This window comes from Arthrobacter sp. K4-10C (assembly GCF_059090085.1).
This window is the reverse complement of sequence record NZ_JBNHFI010000004.1, coordinates 272244-298960: the sequence shown is the minus strand read 5'-3', so window position 1 is coordinate 298960 and position 26717 is coordinate 272244. Positions and strand designations below refer to the sequence as shown.

Below are 26717 nucleotides of genomic sequence, written 5' to 3'. Positions count from 1 at the left end.
TCAATCAGCAGCACCTGCCCTGAGGATTGTTGTCCTGCCGGTCGGTCCGGTCACGCCAGAACTCGCGCTCCGTGAGGGGCGGTTCCTGGTGCCCTGCCAGCCGGTGGTGCTCCAGGTACTTGGCGTAGGCATCGGCGCCCAAGAGGCCGCCCATGTACCGCGCAAAACCCTTGAAACCGGTGGACAGGGCCGCGAGTCCCGTGCTCATCAGTGGTGCCCTGCCCGTTCGAACCGAAGTTCAGCCGGTACTTTCTCCCATTCGGCCAGCAACTGGCGCTCTGCGGGAGTGGGGACGAGCCCGGCGGGGGCGAAGACACGCGACGGCCGGGCCGGGTCCTCGTTGTCGGTGACGGGTGTCCCGGCGGCGTGGTTGCGGAAGGCCTTCACTGTGGCGAGCACCGCCGTCGCGATCACGATGATGCTCAGGACCACGAAGATCACGGACAACCAGCCCTGGATGGCGGTGTTGCGGACCACGGCTTCCATGGCTGTCGCGGTCTTCGCGGTGCCGAATTCGGTCTTTCCCTCGGCGAGGGCTTTGCTGAACGCCGCGTTATTGGCGAAGTAACCCACCGCGGGCACCGGGGAGAAAATCTTCTGGAAGCTGGCGGTGATGGTAACCACGGCGGCAAACGCCAGCGGCAGGGCCACAATCCATAGGTACTTGAAGGAGCCGCGTTTGGCTGCGATGGCCAGGCACACGGACAGCGCGATGGCTGCGAGCAGCTGGTTGGCGATGCCGAACAGCGGGAACAGTGTGTTGATGCCGCCCAGCGGGTCGGTGACGCCCATCAGCAGCACCAGCCCCCAGGCCCCGACCATGATTGCGGTGCAAAGCCATGCTCCGGGCCGCCAGGAGTGTTCCTTGAACTTGGGGATGAAGTTGCCGATGGAGTCCTGGAGCATGAACCGGGCCACGCGGGTGCCGGCGTCCACGGCCGTGAGGATGAACAGTGCTTCGAACATGATGGCGAAGTGGTACCAGAAGGCCATCATGGCGGTGCCGCCGATGAGCTGCTGCATGATGTGCGCCAGGCCCACCGCGAGGGTGGGGGCACCGCCGGTGCGTGAGACGATGCTTTCCTCACCCACGTTGGCGGCCGTCTGCGACAGCATCTCCGGGGTAACGTTCACGCCGGCCAGGCCGAGGCTGTTGACCCACGTGGCGGCTGTTTCCACCGTTCCGCCGGTAAGTGCTCCAGGCGCATTCATCGCAAAGTAAAGCCCGCGGTCGATGGAGATGGCCGCCACCAGGGCCATGATGGCCACGAAGGACTCCATCAGCATTCCGCCGTAACCGATGAACCGGGTCTGCCGTTCCTTCTCCACCAGCTTGGGGGTGGTGCCCGAGGAAATCAGGGCGTGGAAGCCGGACAGTGCTCCGCAGGCGATGGTGACAAACAGGAACGGGAACAGGGCGCCCGGGAACACGGGGCCGTTATCGCGGCTGGCGAACTCGCTGAACGCGGGCACGTTGATCTCCGGACGGACCACGATGATGGCCACCGCCAGCATCACGATCACGCCGATCTTCATGAATGTGGAGAGGTAGTCACGCGGTGCCAGCAGCAGCCACACGGGCAGGATTGCGGCGATGAAACCGTAGATGATGATGCCCCAGGCGATAGTTACCTTGTCCAGGCTGAAAATATCGGCACCCCACGGGGTCTCGGCAACGATGCCGCCGCCGATGATGGCCGCCAGGAGCAGGACAAACCCGATCAGCGAGACCTCCATGATTTTCCCTGGCCGCAGGTACCGCAGGTAGACGCCCATGAACAGGGCGATCGGGATGGTCAGGCCAACGGAGAAGACACCCCACGGGCTTTCACCCAGGGCATTGACGACGACGAGCGCGAGGATGGCAACGATGATCACCATGATCAGGAGGGTGGCAATCAGGGCGGCCGTGCCGCCAACGACTCCCAGCTCCTCCCGGGCCATCTGGCCCAGCGAGCGCCCGCCCCGACGCATGGAGAAGAACATCACCAGATAGTCCTGCACCGCGCCGGCCAGCACGACGCCGATGATGATCCAAATGGTTCCAGGCAGGTATCCCATCTGGGCGGCAAGGACCGGGCCTACCAGCGGGCCGGCACCGGCGATGGCTGCGAAGTGGTGGCCGAACAGGACGTTCCGGTCCGTCCGGACGTAGTCCTTGCCGTCCGCCTTGTACTCCGCAGGGGTGGCCCTGCGGTCATCCGGTTTGGTGATGAAGCGTTCGATCACCTTCGAATAGAAGCGGTAGCCGATCAGGTATGTACAGACTGAGGCAAAGACAAACCAGATCGCGTTGACTGTTTCACCCCGGATGATCGCCAGCATGAACCATGCCACGCCGCCCAGCAGGGCAATCGCGGCCCATAGCGCGATCTTTCCCGGCGTCCACTTCCGTTCTTCCGCCTCGCGGACGTTCTCGTCCACGGCAGCAGCGGGAAGGGCGGCGTCAGTGGCGACCGCACCCTCCCTTCGCCCTGGACCATTCCGATGATCAGGCGTTCCGGCCATGTCTCCTCCTTGAGCTGGGTGCTGGTCTCCCCTTACTAAGGCACCTTACCAACGCGTGATAAGGATGGGGATGGCTTTTCCCGCGTTCCCCGGGACGCTGCGGTGAACGGCAGGCAAGAGGCGTCGAAAGTCCGCCCGGGGCGGCTTTCAGCCGGCGAGCCCGCGGCGTGACATGGGCAGGGCAGCACGGGTAAACAGCCATGCGAGCGCAGCCCCCACCGCCGGTACGGCCAACATCAATACCAGCAGGTGCAGCCACGGAACCTCCACGGCTATGCGCAGCTCGGTGGAGGCTGCAATGAGTACCGCCGGCAGGGTCCCGGCCAGGCATCCAAGCACGCCGCCGAGCCCGGAGGTGAGCAGCGCTTGGGAGGCCGCCAGGGCCTTCCGCAGCCGCGGGGATGCTCCCACCCCGGCAAGGGTTACGTGGTCCGTTCGTGCGTCAGCCAGCGAGAGTCCGGTGGTGATACCTGCTGCACTGAGCGTTATCAATGCAGCGGCGGCGACGATCGACCAGGACATCCAGTCGTTGTCCTGCGAGATGCCCGGCTCCACCCAGAACCCCGCGCCTGGCTGCTTGTAAACACCTGCCACTGCCGCGGCCGCTGCGTCAGTCTCAGCGGCTGAGGGCCGCCTGTCCAGCTGGACCAGCAGCCCGGCCGGTTCCGCTCCCAGATCCAGCCTCTCGGCCGTCTCCGGCGAGATGAAACCGTAGTAGGGCACCGCCACCGCCGGTTCCACTACCGCCGCTGGCAAGGCCGTGCTGCTGACCGTCGCATGAACAATCGAGCCGTCCGACGGCGACTGCAGCTGGGTGCGGACGTCCTGTCCCAGCAGCACAGCTTTCCCCTCCTGGACAAAGACGGGGTTTGTGACCACCATGCCACCGGAATCCAGCACCGCCAGGGCGTCAGCGCCGGCGTCCGTACCGAGCATCATCCGGATGTCATCGGCACCTCCCACCACAATGGCCCGTGGGGAACCCGCTTCACGGATCATTGATCCACGGCAGCGCCAGTCTTTCGGGTCCACCACCCTCCGCTGCGGTGTCATGGGGCATTCATGGCCCTCGGGTACAGCCAGGGAGTACAGAATGCAGTTGGAGCTCTCCGTGCGGGCGGGGACCGACAAGTCCACATCAGGGCCAAAGACACAGTTACTGATCGCTGCCGGCGCCGTGACGACCCTCGTCCACTCAACTGCGCCGACTGCCTGCTCCACCCGGGAGGAGAGCACAGCCGGATCCACCCTCATGGACGGCTGGTTGCCGCCGTCCGTGAGCATCGGCGCGTCCACAACCAGCGGCAGGTGCGCCTGGTTCTCCAAAGCGCTCCACCAGTGGTTTTCCCGCATCCCGGCCTGCTGGCTGGCCGAAAGCACCAGGCCTGCGCTCGCGAGCGTGGCGGCGGCAAGCACCGCGGCCACTGCCGGCACGGTCCGGCCCCGGTTCCGCGCTGAATCCCGCGCGGCCATCCGGACGGGCAGGGACAGCCGCTGGGTCCGTGAGGTCAGCAGGACAATCAGCCATCCGGTCAGAAGCACGAGTCCAACAACAGCCAGCACTGCTCCGCCGATCAGCAGCCCGGCCACGAACGGCAATTGCTCCGCGTTCCGGTCCGGGTCCGGCTGCGACTTTCCCAGCAGCCATCCGGCAGCCAGGAGACCGGTTGCCGCCGCCAGCAGCGCTGCACCCGTGATGCTGGTTCGTGTTCCTTTGCCGGCGGGAGCGCGGCCGGATTTAAGGGCGCCGAGTAGCGCCTGGCGGGCAACCTGGTTGGCCGGTGCCAACGCCGCGAGAATGCAGGCGGCCAGGCCCATGACCATTGCAACGGCCGTCAGCAGTATGTCCGGGTGCACTCCGGCAAGGCGGGCAGAGCCTGTGGATCGAACCCAAACAACGGCCGCGGCCGCTCCGGCAAAGCCCACGGCCGCACCGGTGACGACAGCGACGGAACCGAGCCACAGGCCCCCTGCTGTGACTACCGAACGCACCGCGGGAGCTTCCGCGCCGGAGGCTGCCAGCAGCGCAAGTTCCCGCACCTGCCTCTTTGCGCCCACCGCGAAGGCAGCACCGGCGAGCAGGCCCACTTCCAGCAGCGCCAAGGCTCCCAGGAGTCCCAAAGTGCCGTAGAGGGTCCACGTCTCCGCCTGCCCGTACTGGGGCTGGGCTCCGGGTACCACCCGCTGGTCCATGGGCGGCGGATCCAGCACGACGCTGCGGGAGAGCACCGCCACACCCCGGCTGTTGGCCTCCCTGATTTGCTGCCAGGAGATCGGATCCGGACCCACCAGGTAGTAGGACGTCGACTGCGGAAGTTCGCTTGGCAGGGCCGCTGCCGGCACCTGCCCGGGCTGAAGGTAGAGGAAGCTGTTGTTGTCGGAGGCGTCCGCATCACGGATGGTGCCTACCGGGACAAAGCCCCCTGCCGACGTCGTAAATTCCTCCCCGAACGCCAGGCTGAAGCGTTCCAGCAGTCCCCGCGAGACCAGGACCTCCTTATCCGTTTCCGGTGCCCGCCCATCAAGGAGGGTGAACTTGCCGGTGAATGCAGGGTGGAGCGCGTCCACCTGCACTCCGTTCAACGACACCAGCGCTTCGCCGACAGACGTGGTGAGCTGCAATTGCCGCAGCGGCAACACCTCGTAACCGTCCGGGAGCAGCTCCTGGGGCGGTGTGGCCACAAACTCAGGATCCACGTTGCCCGTGCTGCCCGCCACTATGGCGTCGTTCAGCGGGTCCTGGAGGGACTCACCGTTTATCGCCGGCAGAGCACCGAACCGTGCCTGCGTTTGGCCCAGTTCGTACCGGACAATCTCTTCCGGCGTCCGTTGCGAGCTTTTGTACAGGGTGGCCGCTCCGGTCATTCCTGCCACGGGCAGCATGATCAGGAGCACGATCAGGAACGACCGCCCGCGGTGCCGCCGGATGTCCCGCCGGGCCATGCGGAGGGCAAGCCGGAAACTGCTCCGGCGCCCTCCCGGCGCCGGAGTGAGGTCCAGCGGCATCAGAGACCGGCCTGCGCCAGGAGCATGGTGGGATCATGCATGGCCGTGGCCTGGTCCACGATCCGGCCGTCGCGGAGGAACACCACCCGGTCTGCCCAGGCGGCGTGCCGCGCCTCGTGGGTGACCAGCATGACCGCCGCCCCCGCGTCGGCCCGCGAGCGCAGCACCTCCATGACGCCCTGGCCGGTGGTCGAGTCAAGTGCACCCGTTGGCTCGTCAGCAAGAATCAGCCGGCGCTGGCCCACCACTGCCCGCGCGATGGCCACCCGCTGCTGCTGGCCGCCGGACATTTGGTCCATGAACCGGTCCGCGAGCTCCGGTATCCCCACCTGGCGGAGGGCATCCGCTGCCTGCCGGCGGGCCTTCTTCGACGCCGTTCCATCGAGCTCCAGCGGCAGGGCAACATTCTCGGCGGCGGTAAGGGTCGGGACCAGGTTGAAGTCCTGGAAGACGTAGCCCACCGCACGCCGCCGCAGCCGTGCCAGTTCATTCAGTCCCAGCCCGGCAAGGGGCGTGGATTCCACAAACACAGCGCCCGACGTCGGCCGGTCCAGGCCCCCGGCCAGCGCAAGCAGGGACGACTTGCCGGACCCCGATGGCCCCATGACCGCAACAAACTCCCCCGCGCCGATGGTGAGGTCCACGTCCCGCAGCGCGGCGACGGCCGTCGCGCCTTCCCCGAACGTCCTGCTGACCTTGGCGAGTTCCAGGACCTGCTGCGGCCCCTGGACGCTCACCGGCGGCTGTCCGCGATGAGCGGGGCGGCGTCTTCCGTTACCCCGTTGGACGTGTTGCGTGCCGTGCCGGCGCCGGCTGACTGCGCTTGCTGGACCATCCTGGCCTCGCAGAGGTCCAGCCAGCGGACTTCCGCTTCCGTCTGGAAGATGAGGGAGTCAAGGACCAGAAGCCAGGCTGTATCTCCGCTGCGCTGGCTGGCCATGGTATCCCTGCGGGCTTTGGTGTAATCCTGCAGCGCCCGGATGGAAGCCACCCGCTGGGCCTGGATGATGGCCTGGACGTCTACTCCGGGGAGGGTGACAGCGAGTGCCAGTTTGATGGCGAGTTCGTTCCGGGGCGGACTGTTGCGCTCGACGGGCGCGGCGAACCAGCTGCGCACCTCCGCCTCACCGGCGGCGGTGATGCTGTACACCACGTGGCCCTCACCGTCGTCCCCGTCCTTTGCCACGAGGCCGTCCCGCTCCAGCCGGTCCAGGGTGGTGTAGACCTGCCCGATATTGAGGGGCCACGTTGCCCCTGTCCGGTTCTCGAACTCGACCCGCAGCTGGTAGCCGTAGCGCGGCTGGTCCTGCAGCAGGGCGAGGAGGCTGTGGCGGATGGACATGGTGCTCCTTCGGCTGGTAGCGACGGTATGCACGGCCCCCCAAGAACCGTGCATACCGCGTATAGCAAGAAGCCTAGCGCCGAGGCGAGCGGAACACAATACTGAGTATCTACCCGCTACATGACCAGGAGGATTTTTCCCACATGGTCACCGCTGTCGAAGTAGCGGTGCGCGGCCTGTACCTGGTCCAGCGGGAAGGTCTTAGCCACCAGCGGCCTGATCCTGCCGTCGCTGACCAGTGGCCACACTGCCTCCCTGACTGCGTTCATGATGGCGCCCTTTTCCGCCACCGGGCGGGGCCGGAGGGCGGTGGCCACCACCGCGGCACGCTTCTTCAGCAGCTGGCCCAGGTCCAGCTCCCCCTTGGTACCGCCCTGCAGGCCGATGACCACAAGGCGGCCGTAGTCCGCCAGAGCATCCACGTTCCGCGGAAGGTATTTGGCCCCGACGACGTCGAGGATAACGTCCGCGCCCTTCCCCCCGTTCTGCCGGCGGAGGCTTTCAGGAAAGTCTTCCTCCGCATAGTTGATGGCGATGTCCGCCCCCAGGAAAGCCTTCGCGGTGCTGACCTTCTCGTCCGTGCCGGCCGTCGCGGCCACCCTGGCCCCGAGTGCTTTCGCCAACTGGATGGCCATGGTGCCGATCCCGCCGGTGGCACCATGGATGAGGACCGTCTCACCCGGCTGCAGCTGGGCAGTCATGACCAGGTTGGAATAGACGGTGGCCGAAACCTCCGGAAGCGAAGCCGCCGTAACCAGGTCGACGCCCTCGGGCACGCGCAGGACCTGCTCGGCGGGAACCGCCACCTGCTGGGAATATCCGCCGCCGGCCAGCAGTGCCACCACCTTGTCACCCACCGAGAAAGCCTTGGTAACCCCCGGCCCGAAGCCGGCGATCCTGCCCGACACCTCGAGTCCAGGAATCTCGGAGGCGCCGGGTGGCGCCGGGTAAAAGCCGCGCCGCTGCTGCACGTCGGCCCGGTTCAGGCCCGCGGCAACGACGTCGATGAGCACCTCGCCGGGGCCGGGCACCGGAGCGTCAGCCTCACGGACCTCCAGGACCTCCGGGCCGCCCGGCTCCGAAATGTAGACGGCTTTCATGGACCACTCCCGTTCCTGACTGAATACTGGCTGCAACCAGTGTGCACCGGACACGGTCCGGGCTCTGTTTTGTTGCAGGCAAGTGCCTATGAAACACTACTAGCTGAGGAAGGTTGTCCGAGCGGCCGAAGGAGCTGGTCTTGAAAACCAGTGTGCGGTAACCCCGTACCAAGAGTTCGAATCTCTTACCTTCCGCAAAAGAGGGCCCCTGTCCGCCAGTCCGCTGGCCGGCGGGGGTCCTTCCTTTTTCTCGATGGGCCGCCGAAAAAACCGCTGCCGTCCCCTTTCCCGGAAGCTACCGGCCGGTATTCTTTGGTGATGGCCGGCACACATGGGGGTATCTGCCGGCCATAACCACCAGCAGCATCACCGGAACCAGGCTACGGGGGCTCCAGGCCGGTGGGCGGCCCGTTCCGCTGGGGAACGTCCTGCCGAATGCACGCTCTAGCCACCTTGCGTTCATTCAGCGCTGTTGTGATGTGCCGGAACACCACTTGACCAGGAGCAGGGTCCGGGCCATCTGTCCGTTGGTACAACCCGGACACTTCCCATCGGGTCCCCTACCGGGGACACCCTTATGAAAGTAAGAGCGGATGCATCAAACACCATGGAAACTAGCGCTGGGAACAGCCTTGTCCGCGGGGCTCATGGCAGCTCCCCTGGCAGCTCTCCCCGCCGTTGCGGACGATCCAGCCGCGGAGGTCTCAGCCGCGGCAGGAACCTCGCCCGTCGTGATCAACGAGGCCTACCTCAGCGGCGGCAGCGCCGGCGCCGCATATAAGAACAAGTTCGTCGAGCTATACAACACCTCGGACGCCCCGGTGTCGCTGGACGGCTGGTCCCTGCAGTACCGCCCGGCCACCAGCTCGTCAGCGCCCAGCGGCGTGGCGGCCTTGTCCGGGTCCGTCCCGGCAAAGGGCTACTACCTCGTCAAGGGCGGCAGCAACAATGGCGGCGCCGAAGGAGCCGAACTGCCGGCACCCGACGTCGTGGCCACTGGCCTTAACCCCAGCGGCACCACCGGAACCATCATCCTCGCCAAGCAGCCCGCCGCCGTCGCACTTTCCACCGGCTCCCAGCTGGAACCGGCCGGCGTAGCCGATCTCCTTGGGTACGGCGCCTCCAACACCTACGAGACGAAGGCCGCCACGGCACCCGCCGGCACCAGTGATGTCAGGAGCCTGAACAGGACCGGCGGCGCAGACAGCAACAACAACTCTGCCGACTTCACGCTCAGCGCCACCATCACGCCCACGCCCTCCGGCGGGGCAGCCCCGGATCCCGACCCAACACCTGATCCAGCTCCCGCGGTGAAATCCATCGCCGAGATCCAGGGCACCGGCACCGCCAGCCCGCTGGCGGGTGCCACGGTCACCACCACAGGCAAGGTCACCGCGGTGTTCCCCACAGGCGGCCTGAACGGCTACTACCTCCAGACCGCGGGCACCGGCGGCGACCTGACGGCCACGGGGCATGCTGCATCCGACGGGATCTTCGTCTACTCCCCCGCTACTGTGGGTTCAGTCCAGATCGGCGACTATGTGCAGTTGACCGGGGCCGTGGTCGAGTACTACGGGATGACGCAAATCAACGTTGGCGCGGCCGCAGGGCTCACCAAACTGGCCGACGCCGCTCCGGAGGTCAAGCCGACCACCTTCACCCTGCCCGCCAACGAGACCTTCCGCGAGTCCCTCGAAGGCATGCTCCTGGCACCGCAGGGCCCGCTGACGGTCACCGACAACTACGGCCTCAACCAGTACGGCGAGATCGGTTTGGCCGGCGGCACCACTCCCCTGGTCCAGCCCACCGCGGTGGCGCCGTACGGCACCGCCGAACACGCCGCCGTCGGCAAGGAAAACGCCGAGCGGGGCATCAAGCTCGACGACGGCGCGAGCACCAACTTCCTGGGCAGCAGCGCCAACAAGGCCCTGCCCCTGCCGTACCTCACGGACACTGATCCCGTCCGCGTGGGTTCGCCGGCCACCTTCACCACCAACGTGGTCCTTGGCTACGCCAACGACTCCTGGAAGCTCCAGCCGCTCACGCACCTCACGCCCGGCAATGCGGACGCTGTCCAGCCGGCCACCTTCGGCGCGACGCGAACCGAGGCTCCCGAACCGGTGGGCGGCAACCTGAAGATTGCCTCCTTCAACGTCCTGAACTACTTCCCCACGACAGGCGACCAGCTCACCGGCTGCACATACCACACGGACCGCGAGGGAAACCCCGTCACGGTCCGGGGCGGCTGCGCCGCACGCGGCGCCGCCAACGCGGAGAACTTCCAGCGGCAACAGGACAAGCTTGTTTCCGCCATCACCAAGGCGGGCGCCGATCTTGTCACCCTGATGGAGGTAGAAAACTCCGCCCAGTTCGGCAAGAACCGCGACGACGCCCTGGCCAAGCTGGTGGACGCCCTGAACGTCGCAGCGCCGGGAGTCTGGGACTACGTCCGTTCGCCGGCGAACGCCCCGCCGCTTGGCGATGAGGACATGATCCGCACCGCCTTCATCTACAAGAAGGCCGCAGCCGAGCCGGTGGGCGAGTCCATCATCCACAATGACACGGTTGCCTTCGCCAGTGCCCGCAAGCCGCTGGCGCAGGTATTCAAGCCGGTTGGAGGCGGCGCCGGAACCGAGTTCATCGCCATTGCCAACCACTTCAAGTCCAAGGGCTCGGCAGCAACGCCGGACGATACGGACCAGGGGCAGGGCGCCTCGAACCTGGCACGCACCGCCCAGGCCAAGTCGCTGCTGGACTTCGCCTCGTCCCTGCAGTCCACCAAGGGCACGGACAAGGTGTTTTTGATCGGCGACTTCAACGCCTACGCCAAGGAAGACCCCATCAACGTCTTCACGTCTGCGGGCTACGTCAACCAGGACGAGAAGGCGCGGAACGCCGATGGCTCCGCAAAGCACTCCTACCTGTTCGGCGGGATGGTGGGCTCCCTGGACCATATCCTGGCGTCCCCCGCCGCCGATGCCGTGGTGTCCGGCGCGGACATCTGGAACATCAACTCGGTGGAGTCCCTGGCGCTGGAGTACAGCCGCTACAACTACAACATCACCAACTACTACGCGCCGGACCAGTTCCGGGCAAGCGACCACGATCCGGTGCTGGTGGGCCTGAACCTGCCTTCCACACCTGCCACGGTGGACCTGAACTTCCTGGGAATCAACGACTTCCACGGCAGGATCGACACCAACACGGTCCAGTTCGCCGGAACCATCGAAAAGCTCCGGGCGGCCGCCGCCCCTGGTGCCACCGCCCTCCTGTCCGCCGGCGACAACATCGGCGCCTCGCTGTTCGCATCCGCCGTCGCCAAGGACCAGCCCACCATTGACGTGCTGAACGCCCTGGAACTGCAGGCATCAGCGGTGGGAAACCACGAGTTCGACGGCGGGTGGGCGGACCTGCGCGACCGGGTCATCGCCGGTGGCACCAATGCAAAGTTCCCCTACCTGGGTGCCAACGTCTACCGGAAGGGCACCATGGACCCTGTCCTGCCCGAGTTCACCGTGTTGGAAATGAACGGGATCAAGGTGGCCGTGATCGGCACCGTCACCCAGGAGGTTCCTTCCCTGGTGACGCCCGCCGGTATCGCCGACCTTGAGTTCGGGGACCCCGTGGACGCCATCAACCGTGCTGCCGCCAGGATTACGGCGGAGAACCTGGCAGACGTCATCATCGTGGAAAACCACGACGGCGCCGGCTCGGGTGCGGTGGAAGGCGCCACTCTGGAGGAGGAGGTGGCGGCCGGCGGCCCGTTCGCCAAGCTGGTCACCGGAACGACCGCGGACGTCGACGCCATCTTCACCGGACACACCCACAAGGAATACGCGTGGGACGCCCCTGTTCCGGGCGTCGACGGCAAGACCCGTCCAGTCGTGCAGACCGGAAACTACGGCGAGAACGTGGGACAGATCCAACTGACCGTAGACACCGCCACCAAAGAGGTGACGGCGTACAAGGCCGGCAACGTGAAGCGCACCACCGACCCCGCCACGGACCTGACCGCCGCTTACCCCCGCGTCGCCGCCGTCGACGCTATCGTCAAGAAAGCCCTCGCTGACGCCGCGGTGATTGGCAACGAGCCCGTCGGTTCGGTCACTGCCGACATCACCACAGCGTTTACCACGGACGCTGCCGGTGTTGCCAAGCGCGATGACCGGGCCAATGAGTCCACCTTGGGCAACCTGGTGGCCGACTCCCTGCTAGCCTCGCTGCAGCCTGCCGAGCTGGGCGGCGCCGAAATCGGTGTGGTCAATGCCGGCGGACTCCGGAACGAGCTCTACTACGCCCCGGACGGTAGCATCACCTACGCCGAGGCAAACGCTGTGCTTCCGTTCGTGAACAACGTGTGGACCACGTCGCTTACAGGTGCCCAGTTCAAGACGCTGCTGGAACAGCAGTGGCAGACCAACCCGGATGGTACGGTTCCCAGCCGCGCCTACATCCAGCTGGGGCTGTCCAAGAACGTGAACTACACCTACGACGCCGCCCGGCCTGCCGGTGACCGCATTACGTCTGTCCGGGTGAATGGCGAACTGCTGGACCCGGCAAAGTCCTACCGGGTGGGAACGTTCAGCTTCCTTGCCACCGGTGGTGACAACTTCCGGATCTTCACCGAGGGCACCAACACCAGGGACTCCGGGCTGGTGGACCGGGACGCATGGATCAGCTACCTGCAGAAGAGCAGCCCGGTGTCACCGGATTTCGCGCGGCGTTCCGTCGCCGTCAGCAACACCACCCCCGAAGAGGTGCAGCCGGGCGAGGCCGTAACCCTCGCTGTTTCCAAGCTGGACCTGACATCGCTGGGCAGCCCGGTCAACACCACCTTGGCGGCTGCTTTCACCGACGCTGCCGGGACCGTCACCCAATTGGGCACCGTTCCGGTCACTTCAGGTTCAGCCGGTGTGAACCTGGCGGTACCGGACGGAGCGGCAGAAGGCACCGGGACTTTGGTGCTCACCGCTGCTGAATCGGGCACCGTGGTCAAGGTGGCGGTCCAGGTCGCGGCCACTACTGCGGTTCCGCCGGTGTGCACGGCGCCGGTCAAGCCGTCCCGCCCGGCTGACGTGACAGGACAGGCGAACTACGGCCAGGCCATTGCTGCCTACCGCGCCTGCCTGCGCGCGGCCCGGTAACACCGTCACACACCCCGACTCAAGGGCACGTCGAAACCAACGCCCGCTCACTCGCGTGAGTGGGCGTTGGTGGTTTAGGTGCCATACGTGAGAGAGCGTCCGGATATTCGGCGCCAAAAGTGAGAGAGCGTGCCGGGGTTGGGGTTATTCGCCGAGGATGGCTGCGGCTATCTCGTCGGCATCGCGGAGCGTGCGCTGGCCGCTGCGGTAGGCGGGGCGTCCGGGGTGCACGGCTTCGGCGGCAATGGCGGTTCCCCACTGGTTGGAGGACAGCTGGAGGCCCAGCACGTACAGGCCCTCGGTCACGGCGCCGTTGGCAGCGACCGGACGGTACGGATGGGGCACCACGTCCAGCCCGGTGGACTGCACGGGCGCTCCCTCGGCGGTCATCATGAGCCGTGGCCGGACGGCGCCGTCCGCCAGCAGCTGTTCAAGGAGCGGGGAGTCGTTGGCTGAAACCCTGTTGCCCGGCGCCAGGGCTTCCACCATTGTGGCCGCGGCAGCCGGTGGACCTGCCACCCATGGCGATGACGCAGTGAACCTCCGGGTCCTGCGGTCAACCCCGAACTTGGGGTCGGGTCCCACAAAGCTCACCACTCCGGCCCGGGCCAGCGCCGCCAGCTGCTCGGAGCGCAGGGCCGGCGGTCCGCTGGCAAGGCCCTCCACGAAGGACTCGAACCAGCCACGCAGGCCGGCGACCCAGGATTCATCGGTGATGCCGCCGTCGGCCACTGCCGTCTTGAGGACCGCGCGGCCGTGGTGGAGTGCGCCGATGGCCATCTTGACGGGGTCGTCCTCGCCAAGGGCTGAACGGCGGGCATCGTCCAGCAGGTACTCCACCACGGCGGCATCGAGTTCGGCCCGCGAAGCAAACGTCCTCCCCGCCAGGGGTGCTGCGAGCGCGGGGAGGTCCAGCCGGTGCCGGGGACCCACGTGGACCGCCAGCACGCTCTCCACGCTGTCCTCCCAGTTGGCGGCCGAATGCGCGTGCGGGTGCAGCGCTTCTTCAAGGGCAGCGAGGAAGGCAGCCCTGTCCCGGACAGCGGCCGGCTGCGAGCGCACCAGGGTTGAGTAATACGCCCAGAGCGTGTCACGGTGCAGCAGCGGCCACAGGTCATGGTCGAACCCGGGCCGGATGCCGGCCTTGCGGAACCGGTCCAGCGCCGTTTCGGTCAGGTAGCGGAGGGTGACCGACGCCGGGTAGTAGCCTTCCAGCGCAGCCTTCGCCCGGTACGGGGTGCCACGCCGGGACGCGGCAATGATCAGCGGCTCCTGGCCCGACGGTTCATACTCCAGCCGCACGCCGCTGGGGACGAATTTTCCGCCCCGGCCCTCGGTGAGCTGCACCATGGTGTCGAAGAAGTTCAGCCCCATGCCGCGGACCAGGACAGGTTCACCGGCCGGGAGCAGGGACCAGTCCACATCGGCGGGCACCGCAGGAGGCAGGTACTGCAGGCCCAACTGCTCGGACGCAGCCTGCAGCTCGCGCTGTTCCGGGTTCAGCCGGGAGGGGATGTGGCCCAGTGCCAGCACCACTGAACCGGTGCGGAGCGTGGCGCCGGTAGCCAGGACGACGTCGAACATCCCGTCTCCTGCCGGGCGCACCGACAGGACGGACGTTTCGTGGAATTGGACGGTGACGCCCTCCGGCGCCTTGTCCAGCACGTCCTCCAGGGTGGAACGAAGGTACCTGCCGTACAGGGCCCGGCTGGGAAAGTCGTTTGACTCCAGCACCGCAAGTTCCGCGCGCTCGTCCGCGCTGAGTGACGGCAGCGGTTCGCGCTGCTGCCGCTCCCGCCACTGGTCGAACGAGGTGCCGGCCAGGGGCGCCGGAAGCGACGGGTCCTCCGGAATTAGGGTCGGGTAGAAGGACTGGGTGTTCATCAGGAACAGGCGTGACTGCCGGGGCTGCCAGACATGCCCCGGGCCGGCGGGATAAGGGTCCACGACGTCGATGTGCAGCCGGAGAGCCCCGCCAGGGTTGGCCAGGCGCGCGGCGGCGTGCGCGAGCAGGCGTTCCAGCACGCTGGTGCCGCGCGGGCCGGCACCAATGATGGCGGCCCGGATGCTCTGCGTATTTTCCACGGCATCCAGAGTACGGGCTGAAAGCCGGGTACGGGGTGGGCACCTGACTTGCCAGCCTCCGGGGATGTTGTTTGGATGGGCGGATGACCACCACTGCAGCTGATTCAGCGTCCATCCCGGGTTCCACCGAGGCCGACCCGGGGAGCGTCGCCGCGGGCCTCGCGTCCGAGCCTGCTGACGAGAACGCCTGGCTCGAAGACATCTACGGCGAAGAACAGCTTGCCTGGGTCAAGGAACAGAACTCGCGGACCGAGGACCTGCTCGAGGACGCCGACTACAAGGCCCTTGAGCGCAGGATCCTGGAGGTGCTCGACTCCACGGACCGGATCGCCATGGTGGGCAAGCGCGGCGAGTGGTACTACAACTTCTGGAAGGACCAGCAGAACCCCAAAGGGCTGTGGCGCCGCACCACGTGGGAAAGCTACTGCACCGACTCACCCGAGTGGGATGTCCTGCTGGACGTCGACGCCCTGGCCGCGGCTGAAGGCGAAGAGTGGGTCTTCCACGGCGCCACATTCCTCCGGCCGGCACCCGGTGCCCCCTACCGGCTGGCCCTGCTGGCGCTCTCCCCCGACGGCGGCGACGCCAACCGCTACCGCGAATTCGACGTCGAAACCCGGACATTCGTGGACCCGGCCCGGGGCGGTTTTGACCTTCCGACGGCGAAGGGCAACGTGTCATGGCTGGACGCTGACACACTGCTGGTCGCCTCCACGGCGGATGGTATGCCCAAGACGGCCTCCTCCTACGCCCGGACGGCCGTCACCCTTAAGCGGGGTATCAGCCTGGCCGCCGCACCCCGGCTGTTTGAGGTGCCGGAGGACCACATGATGGCCGTGGTGGCCCACGACTCCACGCCCGGCTTTGAACGCACCTTCGCCGTCGACTACATCGACTTCTTCAACCGCACCAACCTGGTGCTCCGCGGCGGGGACTGGGTAGCGATCGACGTCCCCACCGACGTCAACGTCAGTGCCCACCGCGACTGGCTGCTGTTCCGGCCCCAGCAGGACTGGGTCCTGGACGGCACCACCTACCCGGCCGGCTCGCTGCTGGCCGCCGGGTTCGAGGACTACCTGGCCGGCGGCCGCCGCCTGTCCGTCCTGTTCACCCCGGATGCCCGCACCTCCCTCCAGTCCTGGAGCTGGACGCGGAACTTCCTGCTCCTGAACCTCCTCACGGACGTCTCGTCCGAAATCCGGGTCCTTGACCCGTCCCGCCGGGTTGACAATACGAACTCTGGCGACACTGGCAGCACTGACCGCGCGACCGGCGCCTGGGCAGCCACTCCCCTGGACGCGTGCCCGCCTCTGCACGACGTCAACGCCTACGCCGTGGACGACGAGGATGAAGCAGCGGCCGACGGCGGTGCGGGCGACGACTTCTGGCTCGTCGCCACCGGGTTCACCACCCCCAGCACCCTGATGCGGGGCACGCTGGAACGCAACCACGACGGCGGCGGGGCCCCCGGCGTGGTGAGCCGGCATGCGACGGTTAAAGCGTCGCCGTCGTTCTTTGCCGAAAGCGACTACGAAGTGCAGCAGCACTTCGCCGTCTCCGAAGACGGAACGCGCGTCCCGTATTTCCAGGTGGCGTCCCGGAACCTGCCGCTGGACGGCCAGAACCCCACGCAGCTGTCCGGGTACGGCGGATTCGAAATCTCCCGCACGCCTGCCTACAGCGGCACTGTGGGCAGGGCGTGGCTGGAGCGCAGGACCACTGGATCGGCCGGCCCCGGCGGTGAAGCCGGTCATTCCCGCGGCGGGGTGTACGTGGTGGCCAACATCCGCGGCGGCGGCGAATACGGGCCGGCCTGGCACCGGGCGGCCTTGAAGGAAAACCGGCACAAGGCGTACCAGGACTTCGCTGCCGTTGCCCGCGACCTCATCAACCGCGGCGTCACCTCGCGGGAACGGCTCGGCTGCGTAGGCGGCTCCAACGGCGGGCTGCTGGTGGGGAACATGCTCGCCCAGTACCCGGAGCTGTTCGGGGCCGCTTCCTGCGGGGTCCCCCTGCTGGACATGCGGCGCTACACCAAGCTGTCCGCCGGCCACTCCTGGATCGCAGAATATGGCGACCCCGATGTGCCGGAGCAGTGGGAGTACATCAGGACCTTCTCCCCCTACCACCTGCTCCGCGACGGGGTGGAGTACCCCGAAACGTTCATCTGGACGGCGACCTCGGATGACAGGGTGGGCCCCGTCCAGGCACGGAAGATGGCGGCCCGCATGCTGGCCATGGGCATCCCGAACGTCTGGTTCCATGAAGCCTTGGAAGGGGGCCACGCCGGCGCGTCGGACAACCGGCAGGCCGCTGCGCTGCAGGCGCGTAGCCAGCATTTCCTGTGGAAGGCGCTGGCCGGCGGTCTGTCGTGACGCCTGGATTGTCGGTGCGCCGGGCTGCCGCTGCCGACGTGGACCCGCTGGCCGAGGTGCACATCCGCTGCTGGCGGGAAACCTACCGGGGTATGCTGTCCGACGCCTTCCTGTCCGGGGTGGATCCGGCTGACCGCCTGGCACTGTGGCGGATGCTGCTGGACCGCCCCGAGCCTGCCGAGGCGTGGGTGGCCTGCGACGGCGGTTCAATCGTTGGCTTCGCGGGCATCCGGCGGCTGCCCGCGCCGGGTTCGCCGGAAGGTCACCCGCTGCCGTCATCCGGGGACCTGGACCTGTGGGGGCTGTACCTGCTGGCGTCGCACCAGGGCCTGGGCCTGGGCCGCCGGCTGTTGGAAGCTGCCCTTGGAAACCAGGCCGCGAGCCTTTGGGTGGCCGCGGACAACAGCCGGGCCATCAGCTTCTACCGCCGGTTCGGTTTTCAAGCGGACGGGGCCGAAGACACGCTGGCCGACTGGGAGAACCTGCGCGAGATCCGGATGGTGCGGGCCGCGCAACCTTCGGCCTGAGGTTTGCGCTAACTCCACCGAGGCCTGCTTCAGCCGGCGGGCAGCCGTTTTGCACTGCATGCCCGGATCTGCGTATCCTTGGTGGGCTAGGAATAGCAATTGGAGACGTGCCAGAGCGGCCGAATGGACTTCACTGCTAATGAAGGGTCGGGGTTAAACTCGACCGGGGGTTCAAATCCCCCCGTCTCCGCGTTTGGCCCCGGTCTACGGACCGGGGCCTTTTGCGTTCCCCGGCACTTCGCGGTGCCAGGACGCTTGGCCGGCTCCGGTTCGTCCGGGGACCGGACGCCATCCTGCGGTGATCACTGAGCGGTGGCACCATAAACGGATGGCAGCAAGTACGCACGTGGACGGAACCCGCAGCACCGGGCAGGCGTGGAATCCCCGCCTGGCGCTCCTGGTAGCGGCAACGTTTTTCATGGAGTTCCTGGACGGTACGGTCCTGACGACCGCAATCCCCAACATTTCCGCCGACTTCGGCGTCCCGGCGGCCGACGTGAACATCACCATGACGGCGTACCTGCTGACCGTGGCCGTCGGCATCCCGATCAGCGGCTGGCTCGCAGAACGCTTCGGAGCACGCCTCGTGTTTTGCCTCGCTATTGCCGTCTTCACGGCCGCCTCGCTGGCCTGTGCCCTGAGCCAGGACCTGACTACGCTGACCCTCAGCCGCATCGCCCAGGGCGCCGGCGGTGCCATGATGGTGCCGGTCGGAACGCTTGTGGTGCTCCGCGGGACACCCAAATCCGAGTTGCTCCGCGCCACCGCCTTCCTGGTGTGGCCCGGGCTCCTTGCCCCGGTCCTCGCTCCCCTGGTGGGCGGCGCCCTCACCACCTACCTGTCCTGGCACTGGATCTTCCTGATCAACCTTCCGTTCGGCGCTGCCGCCCTGATTGCGGCGCTGCGGCTTGTGCCCGGATCCGCAGGTGACCCCGGCCGCCGGCTCGACTGGCCGGGACTGTTCCTCACCACCCTGGGCGTCGGCGCTTTGGTGGTTGGCCTGGAACTGGCCACCGCACACCCGGACACCCCCTGGGCGGGGATCAGCGCAGCCGCCGGAGCGCTTTGCCTGGCCGCCGCGGTGCTGTGGATGCGCAGGGCCCGGAATCCGCTGTTCGACCTGGACGTGTTCCGCACGCGGACCTTCCGCGCCATGGCCACCGGCGGGTTCGTCTACCGCCTGACCATCAGCTCAGTACCGTTCCTGCTGCCCTTGATGTTCCAGACAGGATTCGGCTGGTCCCCCATCCACGCCGGCATCATGGTGGCCGCAGTCTTCGTCGGCAACATCGGCATCAAGCCGGCCACCACACCGCTCATCAGGCGCTTCGGCTTCAAGGCCATGCTGGTCTTCGCGTCCGTCGCATCGGCCGGAACCTTCGCAGCATGCGCGTACCTCACACCCGACACGCCCCAGGCAGTGACCTTCGCCCTGCTGGTCTGCAGCGGGGCATTCCGGTCCATCGGCTTCTCGGCCTACGCCTCGGTGCAGTACGCAGACATCGTGCCGGCACAGTTGACGTCAGCGAACACCGTCTCCGCCACCCTTGTGCAACTGGCGACCGGTGCCGGCATCGCCGTGGCGGCCCTGCTGATCCGGATCTTCGACGGACTGGCCGTTGTTCCCCAGGACGCAGCAGGACCGTTCCGCGGCGCGTTCGTGGCGATGGCGGCGCTGATGCTCGCCAGCACCGTGGACAGCCTCCTCCTGCCCCGGCACGCCGGCGCGGAAGTTAGCCGGCCTGGGCGAGCACCAGCGGAAGAACAGCCCCAGCCCCGGCCTGCCGAAGGGAGCGACCCGCGACCGTGAGCGTCCACCGGCTGTCCGCCAGGTCATCGATCAGCATCACGCTCTGCCCCTGGACTGCCTTCAGCGCCGCTTCGAGTTCCGGTCCGGTGACCAGGCGGTCCCACACCCCAGCCAGCCGGTAGGCGCTATTGCCGCCACGGCTCCCGGTGGGCCCGCCGTGGGCCAGCTGCAGCTCGCCAAGGTAGGGAATGCGACCAATCTCCGAGATGCCCCTGGCGAGGGAACCCACCAGCTGCGGCCGGCTCCGTGACGGGATGCTCACGATGGCCGCGGGCCTGCCGGCTCCGCTCCAGCCCGGGGTGCGTGAATCGCCGGCACCCCATTCCCGCAGGACTTGCACGCAGGCCTGGAGCATGCCGGGGTCCATCGGCCGGTCCTGGGCGCCGGCAGCAAACAGCTCCCGCAAAGCACCACCCCAGCCCAGATCCGTCAGTCTTGCCAGGACCCGCCCCTCTGACAGGCCTTCGTTCGGCTTGAGTTTTCCCTTGACTGGTACGCCAAGGCGGTCCATCCCGCTGGGCCACTGGAGCCGTGCCTCCAGCATCCCGCCCGCCCTGCTAAGCGTCTGGCTGGCGGCTGCCGTAGCGTCCGCCGCCACCTCGGCCGGGAACCATTGCCCGGCGCAGTTGTCACACCGCCCGCAGGGGTGCGCCGTTTCGTCGTCAAGGACCGAGGTGATGTATTCCATCCGGCACCCTGCCGTGTCCTGGTAAATGATCATGGAGTCCTGCTCATCCACCCGGGCCTCGGCAATCCGCTGGTACCGCTCCGCGTCATAGACCCATGGCCGTCCCGTGGACCGCCATCCGCCGCCGACGCGCTCCACCGCGCCGTCCACGGACAGGACCTTGAGCAGCAGCTCGAGCGGTGTGCGGCGGAGGTCCACCCGCGCTTCAAGGGCCACGGTGGACAGCGCGGTCCCTGCCTCCGCCAGCGCTGTGAGGACGGCAGCCGCCTTTTCCTCGGAGGGCATGGAGGCGGTGGCGAAGTACTGCCAGATCTCCCGGTCCTCGGCGCCTGGAAGCAGGAGGACGTCCGCATTGGCGGCGCCGCGGCCGGCACGCCCCACCTGCTGGTAGTACGCCACGGGCGACGAAGGCGCGCCCAAGTGGACCACGAAACCCAGGTCGGGTTTGTCGAATCCCATTCCCAGCGCCGACGTGGCCACCAGGGCCTTGACCTGGTTGTCCTTCAGCAGTTGCTCGGCGCGTTCGCGGTCCGCAGGATCAGTCCGGCCGGTGTAGGCCAGCACCTCATGCCCTGCCTCCATCAGGAGCCGGGCGGTGTCCTCTGCAGCGGAAACCGTCAAGGTGTAGATGATGCCGCTGCCGGGAAGACCGGACAGATGCGTCAGGAGCCAGCCCAGTCGCTGTTTGGAGTCAGGAAGGGAGAGGACGCCGAGGCGGAGCGAGTCCCGGCCCAGGGCACCGCGGATGGTCAGGACGCCTGCCCCCAGTTGTTCCTCGATATCGTGCACAACCCGGGAGTTGGCAGTGGCAGTGGTGGCGAGCACGGGGACCGACTCCGGCAGCCGGGTGATGAGGTCCGCAATCCTGCGGTAGTCCGGGCGAAAATCGTGCCCCCAGTCGGAAATGCAGTGTGCTTCATCGATGACCAGCAGGCCGGTGCGCCGGATCAGTTCCGGCAGCTGGTTTTCCCGGAACGAAGGGTTGGTGAGGCGCTCCGGGGAGACGAGCAGGACATCGACCTCGTCCGCGGCCAGCTGTTCGCGCACGGTGTCCCACTCAAGCTGGTTTGCAGAGTTGATGGCCACCGCGCGCACCCCTGCCCGGGCGGCGGCAGCCACCTGGTCCCGCATCAGGGCAAGCAGGGGCGAAACGATAAGGGTGGGGCCGGCACCGCGGCGCCGGAGAAGCAGGGACGCGACGAAGTACACCGCCGATTTTCCCCAGCCGGTGCGCTGGACCACCAAAGCCCGCCGGCCGCCGTCGACCAGTGCTTCGATGGCTTCAAACTGCCCCTCATGGAAATCGGCCTGCGGATGGCCCACCAGTTCCCGGAGGACCTCCAGCGCCTGCCGGTGGGTGGCGGAGCCGGAGCCGGCGGAAGCCGCACCAGGTGAAGGGGGCGTGTCAGTCAGGGTGGCGGCATGCTGGTTATCGACCATTAGTTCAGTATCCCAGCCACCTCCGACAGCCGGCACATGGGGTCCCCCTATGTGGAAAGCACCCTGACGAACCCGGCCGTCACAATCGGCTGCGGCCACCCCTCCTCCACAGGCACCTTCCGCGCCATCGTAAGATAAAGCCCGTGACTAGCGAACAGACAACGACTTTTGATCTCTCGGCATCCTTCAAGGCCTACGACGTCCGCGGCATTGTGGGCGAGTCCATCACCGCCGAAATCGTCGAAGCCGTGGGGGCCGCGTTCGTGGACGTCCTGCAGCTCAAAGGCCAGACCATTCTGGTGGGCGGGGACATGCGCCCGTCCTCCCCGGAATTCAGCAAGGCCTTTGCCAACGGGGCAGCGACCCGCGGCGCGAACGTTGAGCTGCTGGACCTGATTTCCACCGATGAGCTGTACTTTGCGTGCGGCATCCTCAACCGCGCGGGTGCCACGTTCACCGCAAGCCACAACCCCGCGGGCTACAACGGCATCAAGATGTCCAAGGCCGGCGCTGTTCCCATCTCCTCAGAAACCGGGCTCAAGGACATCCAGAACCTCGCGGAGCACTATCTCAATACTGGATCAATCCCGGCCGCCGGCACCCGTGGCCTGATCAGCGTCCGCGACGTGCTCAAGGACTACGCCGAGTACCTCCGCAAGCTCGTGGACCTGTCCGGCTCCCGCCCCCTCAAAGTCGTTGTAGATGCCGGAAACGGCATGGCCGGCCTCACCACCCCAGCGGTCCTGGGCGACGCCCTGCTTCCCAAGCTGCCGTTCGACATCATCCCCCTGTACTTCGAGCTCGACGGCTCTTTCCCCAACCACCCCGCCAACCCGCTGGAGCCCGAAAACCTCCGGGACCTGCAGGCCGCAGTGATCGAGCACGGCGCGGATATCGGCCTGGCCTTCGACGGCGACGCCGACCGCTGCTTCGTGGTCGACGAGAAGGGCGAGCCCGTGTCGCCGTCGGCCATTACCGGCATGGTGGCGCGGCGCGAGATCGCCCGCGCCAAGGCGCAGGGTGAAGCCACCCCGACGATCATCCACAACCTCCTCACCTCCCGCGCCGTGGCGGAGCTCGTGGAGCACGACGGCGGCCGAGCGGTCCGCACCCGCGTGGGCCACTCCTTCATCAAGGCAGTCATGGCAGAGGAAGGCGCGGTGTTCGGCGGCGAACACTCAGCCCACTTCTACTTCCGCGACTTCTGGAACGCGGACACGGGCATGCTGGCCGCCATGCACGTCCTGGCTGCCCTGGGCGAGCAGGAGGGCCCGCTGTCCGAGCTCGGACGCGAATACGAGCCCTACGTCAGCTCTGGCGAGATCAACTCCGTGGTGGAGGACAAGCCCGGCGCCGTCGAGCGCGTCCGCGCAGCCTTCGCGGGCGACGACATCACCATCGACACCCTGGACGGCAGCACGTTCACGGCCAACGACGGCAGCTACTGGTTCAACCTGCGCCCCTCCAACACCGAACCGTTCCTCCGGCTGAACGCCGAGGCCACCGACCGCGGCACCATGGAACGGGTCCGCGACCGCGTCCTGTCGATCGTCCGGGCCTAGGCCGGAATGGCTGACGGGACAATGCCGGAAGCGGAAGGACAGGCCTCCTGGCGCGACTCTGTTCCGGAAGGCACGGCAACGGACCTGGAGAACCTCCTGGGGACGGGCGTCGGCGCCGCCCAGGAGCAACTCCAGCGGAACGGCGGCTTCCTGCCTTTCGCCCTGACAGTGCAGAACGACGGCGAGGTGCGGCTTGTTGCCGTCTCCCCCGCTGATGCGGCGGATGACTCCGACGCGGACTTCGACGCAGACGCGATGATCAGCGACCTCCACACCGTGCTGCGGCAGAACCGGGAGGACTTCCGGGCTGCCGCAGTCGTCTGCGACATCCAGCTGGTGGAGGACGACTCGGACGCCATTTATGTGGCCACCGAACACCGGGACGGTTCCGTGTTTGCGGCAGTGCTGCCTTACGCAGCCAACGCGGCAACCCGGACCCTGGAGTTCGGCGAACTCGGCGCCGACGCCAGCGAACCCGCAATCTGGGTGGACTAGACCGCGCCCCGGCATGAAAATCAACGCCTTCGCCGACGTCAGCCTGCGGGCATTGATGGTGCTCGCCGCCGTTCCCGGCGGCGAGCTGCTCACCACGCAAAGCATCGCGGATTCGGTGGGGACGCCCTACAACCACGTCAGCAAGGCCATGGCAAAACTGCGGACCCTTGGGCTGATCGAGGTGGTGCGCGGCCGGACGGGTGGTTCCCGCCTCAGCCACGCGGGCCGCACAGCGACGGTGGGGCAGGTCCTGCGCGAGCTGGACACCCGCACCGACCCGGCTGAATGCATGGCGGCGACGGGCAACTGTCCGCTCATCAACGAATGCAAGCTGCGGGCAGCCCTGGCCCGGGCCAGGGAGGCTTTCTACCGGGAGCTTGACTTGGTGGTGGTCGCGGACCTGCCCGGGTCCCGCCAGATGGCCCCGGTCTTTGACATGATCGGGTTCCGTCCGGCCCTCTAGAGCCCGGCGGACGATCCCACCGGACCCAGCCCGCAGGACGGTGCAACAACATCTCCATACACGACGGCGGCCCCGCACCTTTCACTCGGAAAGGTGCGGGGCCGCCGCCGTACTGCTGGAACAGGGTCAGCCCAGGCGCTTCTTCAGGCCTGCCAGCTCGGACTGGAGAGCTTCGGGGAGTGAGTCGCCGAAGTTGGCGAACCATTCCTCGATCGAGGCCAGCTCTGCGGCCCACTCGGTGGGGTCGACCTTCACGGCCTCCTCCACCTGCGCCGGAGTCATGTCCAGGCCCTCGAGGTCGATCGAGTCACCGGTGGGAACGAACCCGATGGGCGTTTCGACGGCGTCGGCCTTGCCCTCGAGGCGCTCGATGGCCCACTTGAGGACGCGGGCGTTGTCGCCGAAGCCAGGCCATGCGAAGCCGCCCTCGGAGTTCCGGCGGAACCAGTTGACCAGGAAGATCTTGGGCAGGCGCTCCGGGTTGGCCTTGGCGGAGAGGTTGACCCAGTGGTTCAGGTAGTCGCCGGCGTCGTAGCCCATGAATGGCAGCATGGCCATGGGGTCGCGGCGGACCACTCCCACCGCACCTGCTGCCGCGGCAGTGGTCTCGGAGGACAGGGTGGAACCCATGAAGATGCCGTTGGACCAGCTACGGGCCTCCGTGACCAGCGGAATGGTGGTCTTGCGGCGGCCGCCGAACAGGATGGCGGACAGCTCCACGCCGTTGGGGCTGTGGTACTCCTCGGCCAGCATGTCGATCTGGTCGATGGGGGTGCAGAAGCGGGAGTTGGGGTGCGCGGCAGGCCTGCCCGAATCGGGCGTCCAGGAGTTGCCCTGCCAGTCAGTCAGGTGGGCCGGCACTTCCTCGGTCATGCCCTCCCACCACACGCCGCCGTCGTCGGTCAGTGCAACGTTGGTGAAGATGCTGTTGCCCTTGGCGATGGCGCGCATGGCGTTGGGGTTGGTGCCCCAGCCGGTGCCCGGCGCGACGCCGAAGAGGCCGGCCTCGGGGTTGACCGCGCGCAGTTCGCCTTCCTTGCCGAACCGCATCCAGGTGATGTCGTCGCCGAGGGTCTCCACCTTCCAGCCCTTGATGGTGGGGTCGAGCAGGGCGAGGTTTGTCTTCCCGCAGGCGGAGGGGAATGCCGCGGAGACGTAGTACGTTTTCTGCTCCGGGGAGGTCAGCTTGAGGATGAGCATGTGCTCGGCCAGCCAGCCCTCATCGCGGGCCATCACGGAGGCGATGCGCAGCGCGTAGCACTTCTTGCCCAGCAGCGCGTTGCCGCCGTAGCCGGAACCGAAGGACCAGATGGACCGCTCCTCCGGGAAGTGGACAATCCACTTGTCCGGATTGCACGGCCACGGCACGTCTTCCTGGCCGGCGGCGAGCGGAGCACCCAGGGAGTGCAGGGCGGGGACGAAGAAGGCGTTCGTCTCGGTGATGCGGTTCAGGACGTCGGTGCCGATGCGGGCCATGATGCGCATGGAGGCGACAACGTAGGCGCTGTCCGTGATCTCGACGCCGAACTTCGGATCCTCGGCGTCCAGGTGGCCCATGACGAACGGGATGACGTACATGGTGCGGCCGCGCATGGAGCCGGCGAACAGGCCGCGCAGCTTCTCTTTCATCTCGGCCGGGGCCATCCAGTTGTTGGTGAAGCCGGCGTCGCGCCTGTTCTCCGAGCAGATGAAGGTCTGCTCTTCTACGCGTGCCACGTCAGCGGGATCCGAGAAAGCGGCGAAGGAGTTGGGGAACAGCTCCTGGTTCAGCCGGGTCAGCGTTCCGGCTGCAACCAGCTCATCGGTGAGACGGGTGTTTTCCTCTTCGGATCCGTCAACCCAGTAGATGCGGTCCGGCTGCGTAAGCTCAGCAACCTCTTCGACCCATGCCAGCAGACCGGCATGTGTGGTGGGTGCTTTCTCAAGCAGCGGCTTTTGCGCCAGATCGCCCATTGCGGTTCCCTTCCTCGGGTTCATCGGTGTGAGCTAAATGCTATGGTCCGGACCACCGGCGTTTCTGGGCGGAATGTCGGGCAAATGGAGGCGTGAAAACCGGATTCCCCGAGAATTCAAGGAAAAGTAGCCGGAAAATGGCCGGTTAAGTGATGAAGGTCACCTATACCGGTCTAGTTGCACAGATTACACTGCTTTCAATTTGGCACTGCGGCCAAC

At 67.0% G+C, this 26717-nt stretch carries 16 protein-coding genes and 2 tRNA genes; 9 read left to right on the top strand and 9 right to left on the bottom strand.

All coding sequences use genetic code 11. From position 1 onward, the window contains the following. Positions 1-4 precede the first annotated feature (4 nt). The 6 genes from AC5RUU_RS07545 to AC5RUU_RS07520 all read right to left on the bottom strand — a co-directional run bounded on the left by AC5RUU_RS07545 (position 5) and on the right by AC5RUU_RS07520 (position 7956). Positions 5-208 (bottom strand): YbdD/YjiX family protein, encoded by a 204-nt coding sequence (locus AC5RUU_RS07545; protein ID WP_493974580.1) that lies wholly within the window; start codon positions 206-208, stop codon positions 5-7. Further along, positions 208-2508, bottom strand: coding sequence for a carbon starvation CstA family protein (locus AC5RUU_RS07540; RefSeq protein WP_493974579.1), 2301 nt, complete (start codon positions 2506-2508; stop codon positions 208-210). Before AC5RUU_RS07540 ends, AC5RUU_RS07545 begins: the two co-directional genes overlap by 1 nt. A gap of 147 nt (positions 2509-2655) precedes the next feature. Then, entirely contained in the window at positions 2656-5514 is a 2859-nt protein-coding gene (locus AC5RUU_RS07535; RefSeq protein ID WP_493974578.1) for an ABC transporter permease, read from the bottom strand. After that, on the bottom strand, positions 5514-6251 hold the full coding sequence (locus tag AC5RUU_RS07530; protein WP_493974577.1) for an ABC transporter ATP-binding protein: 738 nt from the start codon (positions 6249-6251) through the stop codon (positions 5514-5516). The genes AC5RUU_RS07535 and AC5RUU_RS07530 overlap by 1 nt, the downstream gene beginning before the upstream one ends. Then, a complete protein-coding gene (locus AC5RUU_RS07525; protein ID WP_493974576.1) occupies positions 6248-6856 on the bottom strand; it encodes a PadR family transcriptional regulator in 609 nt (202 codons plus the stop codon). The genes AC5RUU_RS07530 and AC5RUU_RS07525 overlap by 4 nt, the downstream gene beginning before the upstream one ends. 116 nt (positions 6857-6972) lie before the next feature. Next, positions 6973-7956 carry an NAD(P)H-quinone oxidoreductase gene (locus AC5RUU_RS07520; protein WP_493974575.1) on the bottom strand — a complete coding sequence of 328 codons (984 nt, stop codon included), beginning with the start codon at positions 7954-7956 and terminating at the stop codon, positions 6973-6975. A 107-nt stretch (positions 7957-8063) separates the two neighbouring features. Here AC5RUU_RS07520 and AC5RUU_RS07515 point away from each other — a divergent pair. Both AC5RUU_RS07515 and AC5RUU_RS07510 read left to right on the top strand, forming a co-directional pair. Beyond that, positions 8064-8151, top strand: a tRNA-Ser gene (locus AC5RUU_RS07515). Positions 8152-8549: 398 nt separating this feature from the next. Further along, positions 8550-13100, top strand: a complete 4551-nt coding sequence (locus AC5RUU_RS07510; RefSeq protein WP_493974574.1) for an ExeM/NucH family extracellular endonuclease — start codon at positions 8550-8552, stop codon at positions 13098-13100. A 144-nt stretch (positions 13101-13244) separates the two neighbouring features. Here AC5RUU_RS07510 and AC5RUU_RS07505 read toward each other — a convergent pair whose 3' ends face one another. Then, positions 13245-15185, bottom strand: coding sequence for an FAD/NAD(P)-binding protein (locus AC5RUU_RS07505; RefSeq protein WP_493974573.1), 1941 nt, complete (start codon positions 15183-15185; stop codon positions 13245-13247). Between the two features lie 83 nt (positions 15186-15268). Here AC5RUU_RS07505 and AC5RUU_RS07500 point away from each other — a divergent pair, with 83 nt between their 5' ends. From AC5RUU_RS07500 to AC5RUU_RS07485, 4 genes are all read left to right on the top strand, one after another. Beyond that, positions 15269-17560 carry a prolyl oligopeptidase family serine peptidase gene (locus AC5RUU_RS07500; RefSeq protein WP_493974572.1) on the top strand — a complete coding sequence of 764 codons (2292 nt, stop codon included), beginning with the start codon at positions 15269-15271 and terminating at the stop codon, positions 17558-17560. Continuing rightward, on the top strand, positions 17557-18087 hold the full coding sequence (locus AC5RUU_RS07495) for a GNAT family N-acetyltransferase (RefSeq protein WP_493974571.1): 531 nt from the start codon (positions 17557-17559) through the stop codon (positions 18085-18087). The genes AC5RUU_RS07500 and AC5RUU_RS07495 overlap by 4 nt, the downstream gene beginning before the upstream one ends. A gap of 101 nt (positions 18088-18188) precedes the next feature. Further along, positions 18189-18277, top strand: a tRNA-Ser gene (locus AC5RUU_RS07490). Between the two features lie 138 nt (positions 18278-18415). Then, on the top strand, positions 18416-19897 hold the full coding sequence (locus AC5RUU_RS07485; protein WP_493974570.1) for an MFS transporter: 1482 nt from the start codon (positions 18416-18418) through the stop codon (positions 19895-19897). Here AC5RUU_RS07485 and AC5RUU_RS07480 read toward each other — a convergent pair. Beyond that, positions 19821-22025: a RecQ family ATP-dependent DNA helicase gene (locus AC5RUU_RS07480; RefSeq protein ID WP_493974569.1), complete on the bottom strand. Its 2205-nt coding sequence runs from the start codon at positions 22023-22025 to the stop codon at positions 19821-19823. The genes AC5RUU_RS07485 and AC5RUU_RS07480 overlap by 77 nt on opposite strands. Positions 22026-22168: 143 nt before the next feature. On the opposite strand from AC5RUU_RS07480, the gene AC5RUU_RS07475 reads away from it, so the two are divergent. The 3 genes from AC5RUU_RS07475 to AC5RUU_RS07465 are packed head-to-tail and all read left to right on the top strand — an operon-like array spanning position 22169 to position 24545. After that, positions 22169-23587 (top strand): phosphomannomutase/phosphoglucomutase, encoded by a 1419-nt coding sequence (locus AC5RUU_RS07475; protein ID WP_493974568.1) that lies wholly within the window; start codon positions 22169-22171, stop codon positions 23585-23587. A gap of 6 nt (positions 23588-23593) precedes the next feature. Next, positions 23594-24082 carry a hypothetical protein gene (locus AC5RUU_RS07470; RefSeq protein WP_493974567.1) on the top strand — a complete coding sequence of 163 codons (489 nt, stop codon included), beginning with the start codon at positions 23594-23596 and terminating at the stop codon, positions 24080-24082. Between the two features lie 13 nt (positions 24083-24095). Next, positions 24096-24545, top strand: coding sequence for an RrF2 family transcriptional regulator (locus tag AC5RUU_RS07465; protein ID WP_493974566.1), 450 nt, complete (start codon positions 24096-24098; stop codon positions 24543-24545). Positions 24546-24671: 126 nt separating this feature from the next. Here AC5RUU_RS07465 and AC5RUU_RS07460 read toward each other — a convergent pair whose 3' ends face one another. Then, a complete protein-coding gene (locus tag AC5RUU_RS07460; RefSeq protein WP_493974565.1) occupies positions 24672-26498 on the bottom strand; it encodes a phosphoenolpyruvate carboxykinase (GTP) in 1827 nt (608 codons plus the stop codon). Positions 26499-26717 lie beyond the last annotated feature (219 nt).

What these genes read in the sequence shown, in the direction of transcription:
- AC5RUU_RS07545 (WP_493974580.1), bottom strand. Translation starts at nt 208, where the DNA reads ATGAGCACGGGACTCGCGGCCCTGTCCACCGGTTTCAAGGGTTTTGCG.
- AC5RUU_RS07540 (WP_493974579.1), bottom strand. Translation starts at nt 2,508, where the DNA reads ATGGCCGGAACGCCTGATCATCGGAATGGTCCAGGGCGAAGGGAGGGT.
- AC5RUU_RS07535 (WP_493974578.1), bottom strand. Translation starts at nt 5,514, where the DNA reads ATGCCGCTGGACCTCACTCCGGCGCCGGGAGGGCGCCGGAGCAGTTTC.
- AC5RUU_RS07525 (WP_493974576.1), bottom strand. Translation starts at nt 6,856, where the DNA reads ATGTCCATCCGCCACAGCCTCCTCGCCCTGCTGCAGGACCAGCCGCGC.
- AC5RUU_RS07520 (WP_493974575.1), bottom strand. Translation starts at nt 7,956, where the DNA reads ATGAAAGCCGTCTACATTTCGGAGCCGGGCGGCCCGGAGGTCCTGGAG.
- AC5RUU_RS07510 (WP_493974574.1), top strand. Translation starts at nt 8,550, where the DNA reads ATGCATCAAACACCATGGAAACTAGCGCTGGGAACAGCCTTGTCCGCG.
- AC5RUU_RS07500 (WP_493974572.1), top strand. Translation starts at nt 15,269, where the DNA reads ATGACCACCACTGCAGCTGATTCAGCGTCCATCCCGGGTTCCACCGAG.
- AC5RUU_RS07485 (WP_493974570.1), top strand. Translation starts at nt 18,416, where the DNA reads ATGGCAGCAAGTACGCACGTGGACGGAACCCGCAGCACCGGGCAGGCG.
- AC5RUU_RS07480 (WP_493974569.1), bottom strand. Translation starts at nt 22,025, where the DNA reads ATGGTCGATAACCAGCATGCCGCCACCCTGACTGACACGCCCCCTTCA.
- AC5RUU_RS07470 (WP_493974567.1), top strand. Translation starts at nt 23,594, where the DNA reads ATGGCTGACGGGACAATGCCGGAAGCGGAAGGACAGGCCTCCTGGCGC.
- AC5RUU_RS07465 (WP_493974566.1), top strand. Translation starts at nt 24,096, where the DNA reads ATGAAAATCAACGCCTTCGCCGACGTCAGCCTGCGGGCATTGATGGTG.
- AC5RUU_RS07460 (WP_493974565.1), bottom strand. Translation starts at nt 26,498, where the DNA reads ATGGGCGATCTGGCGCAAAAGCCGCTGCTTGAGAAAGCACCCACCACA.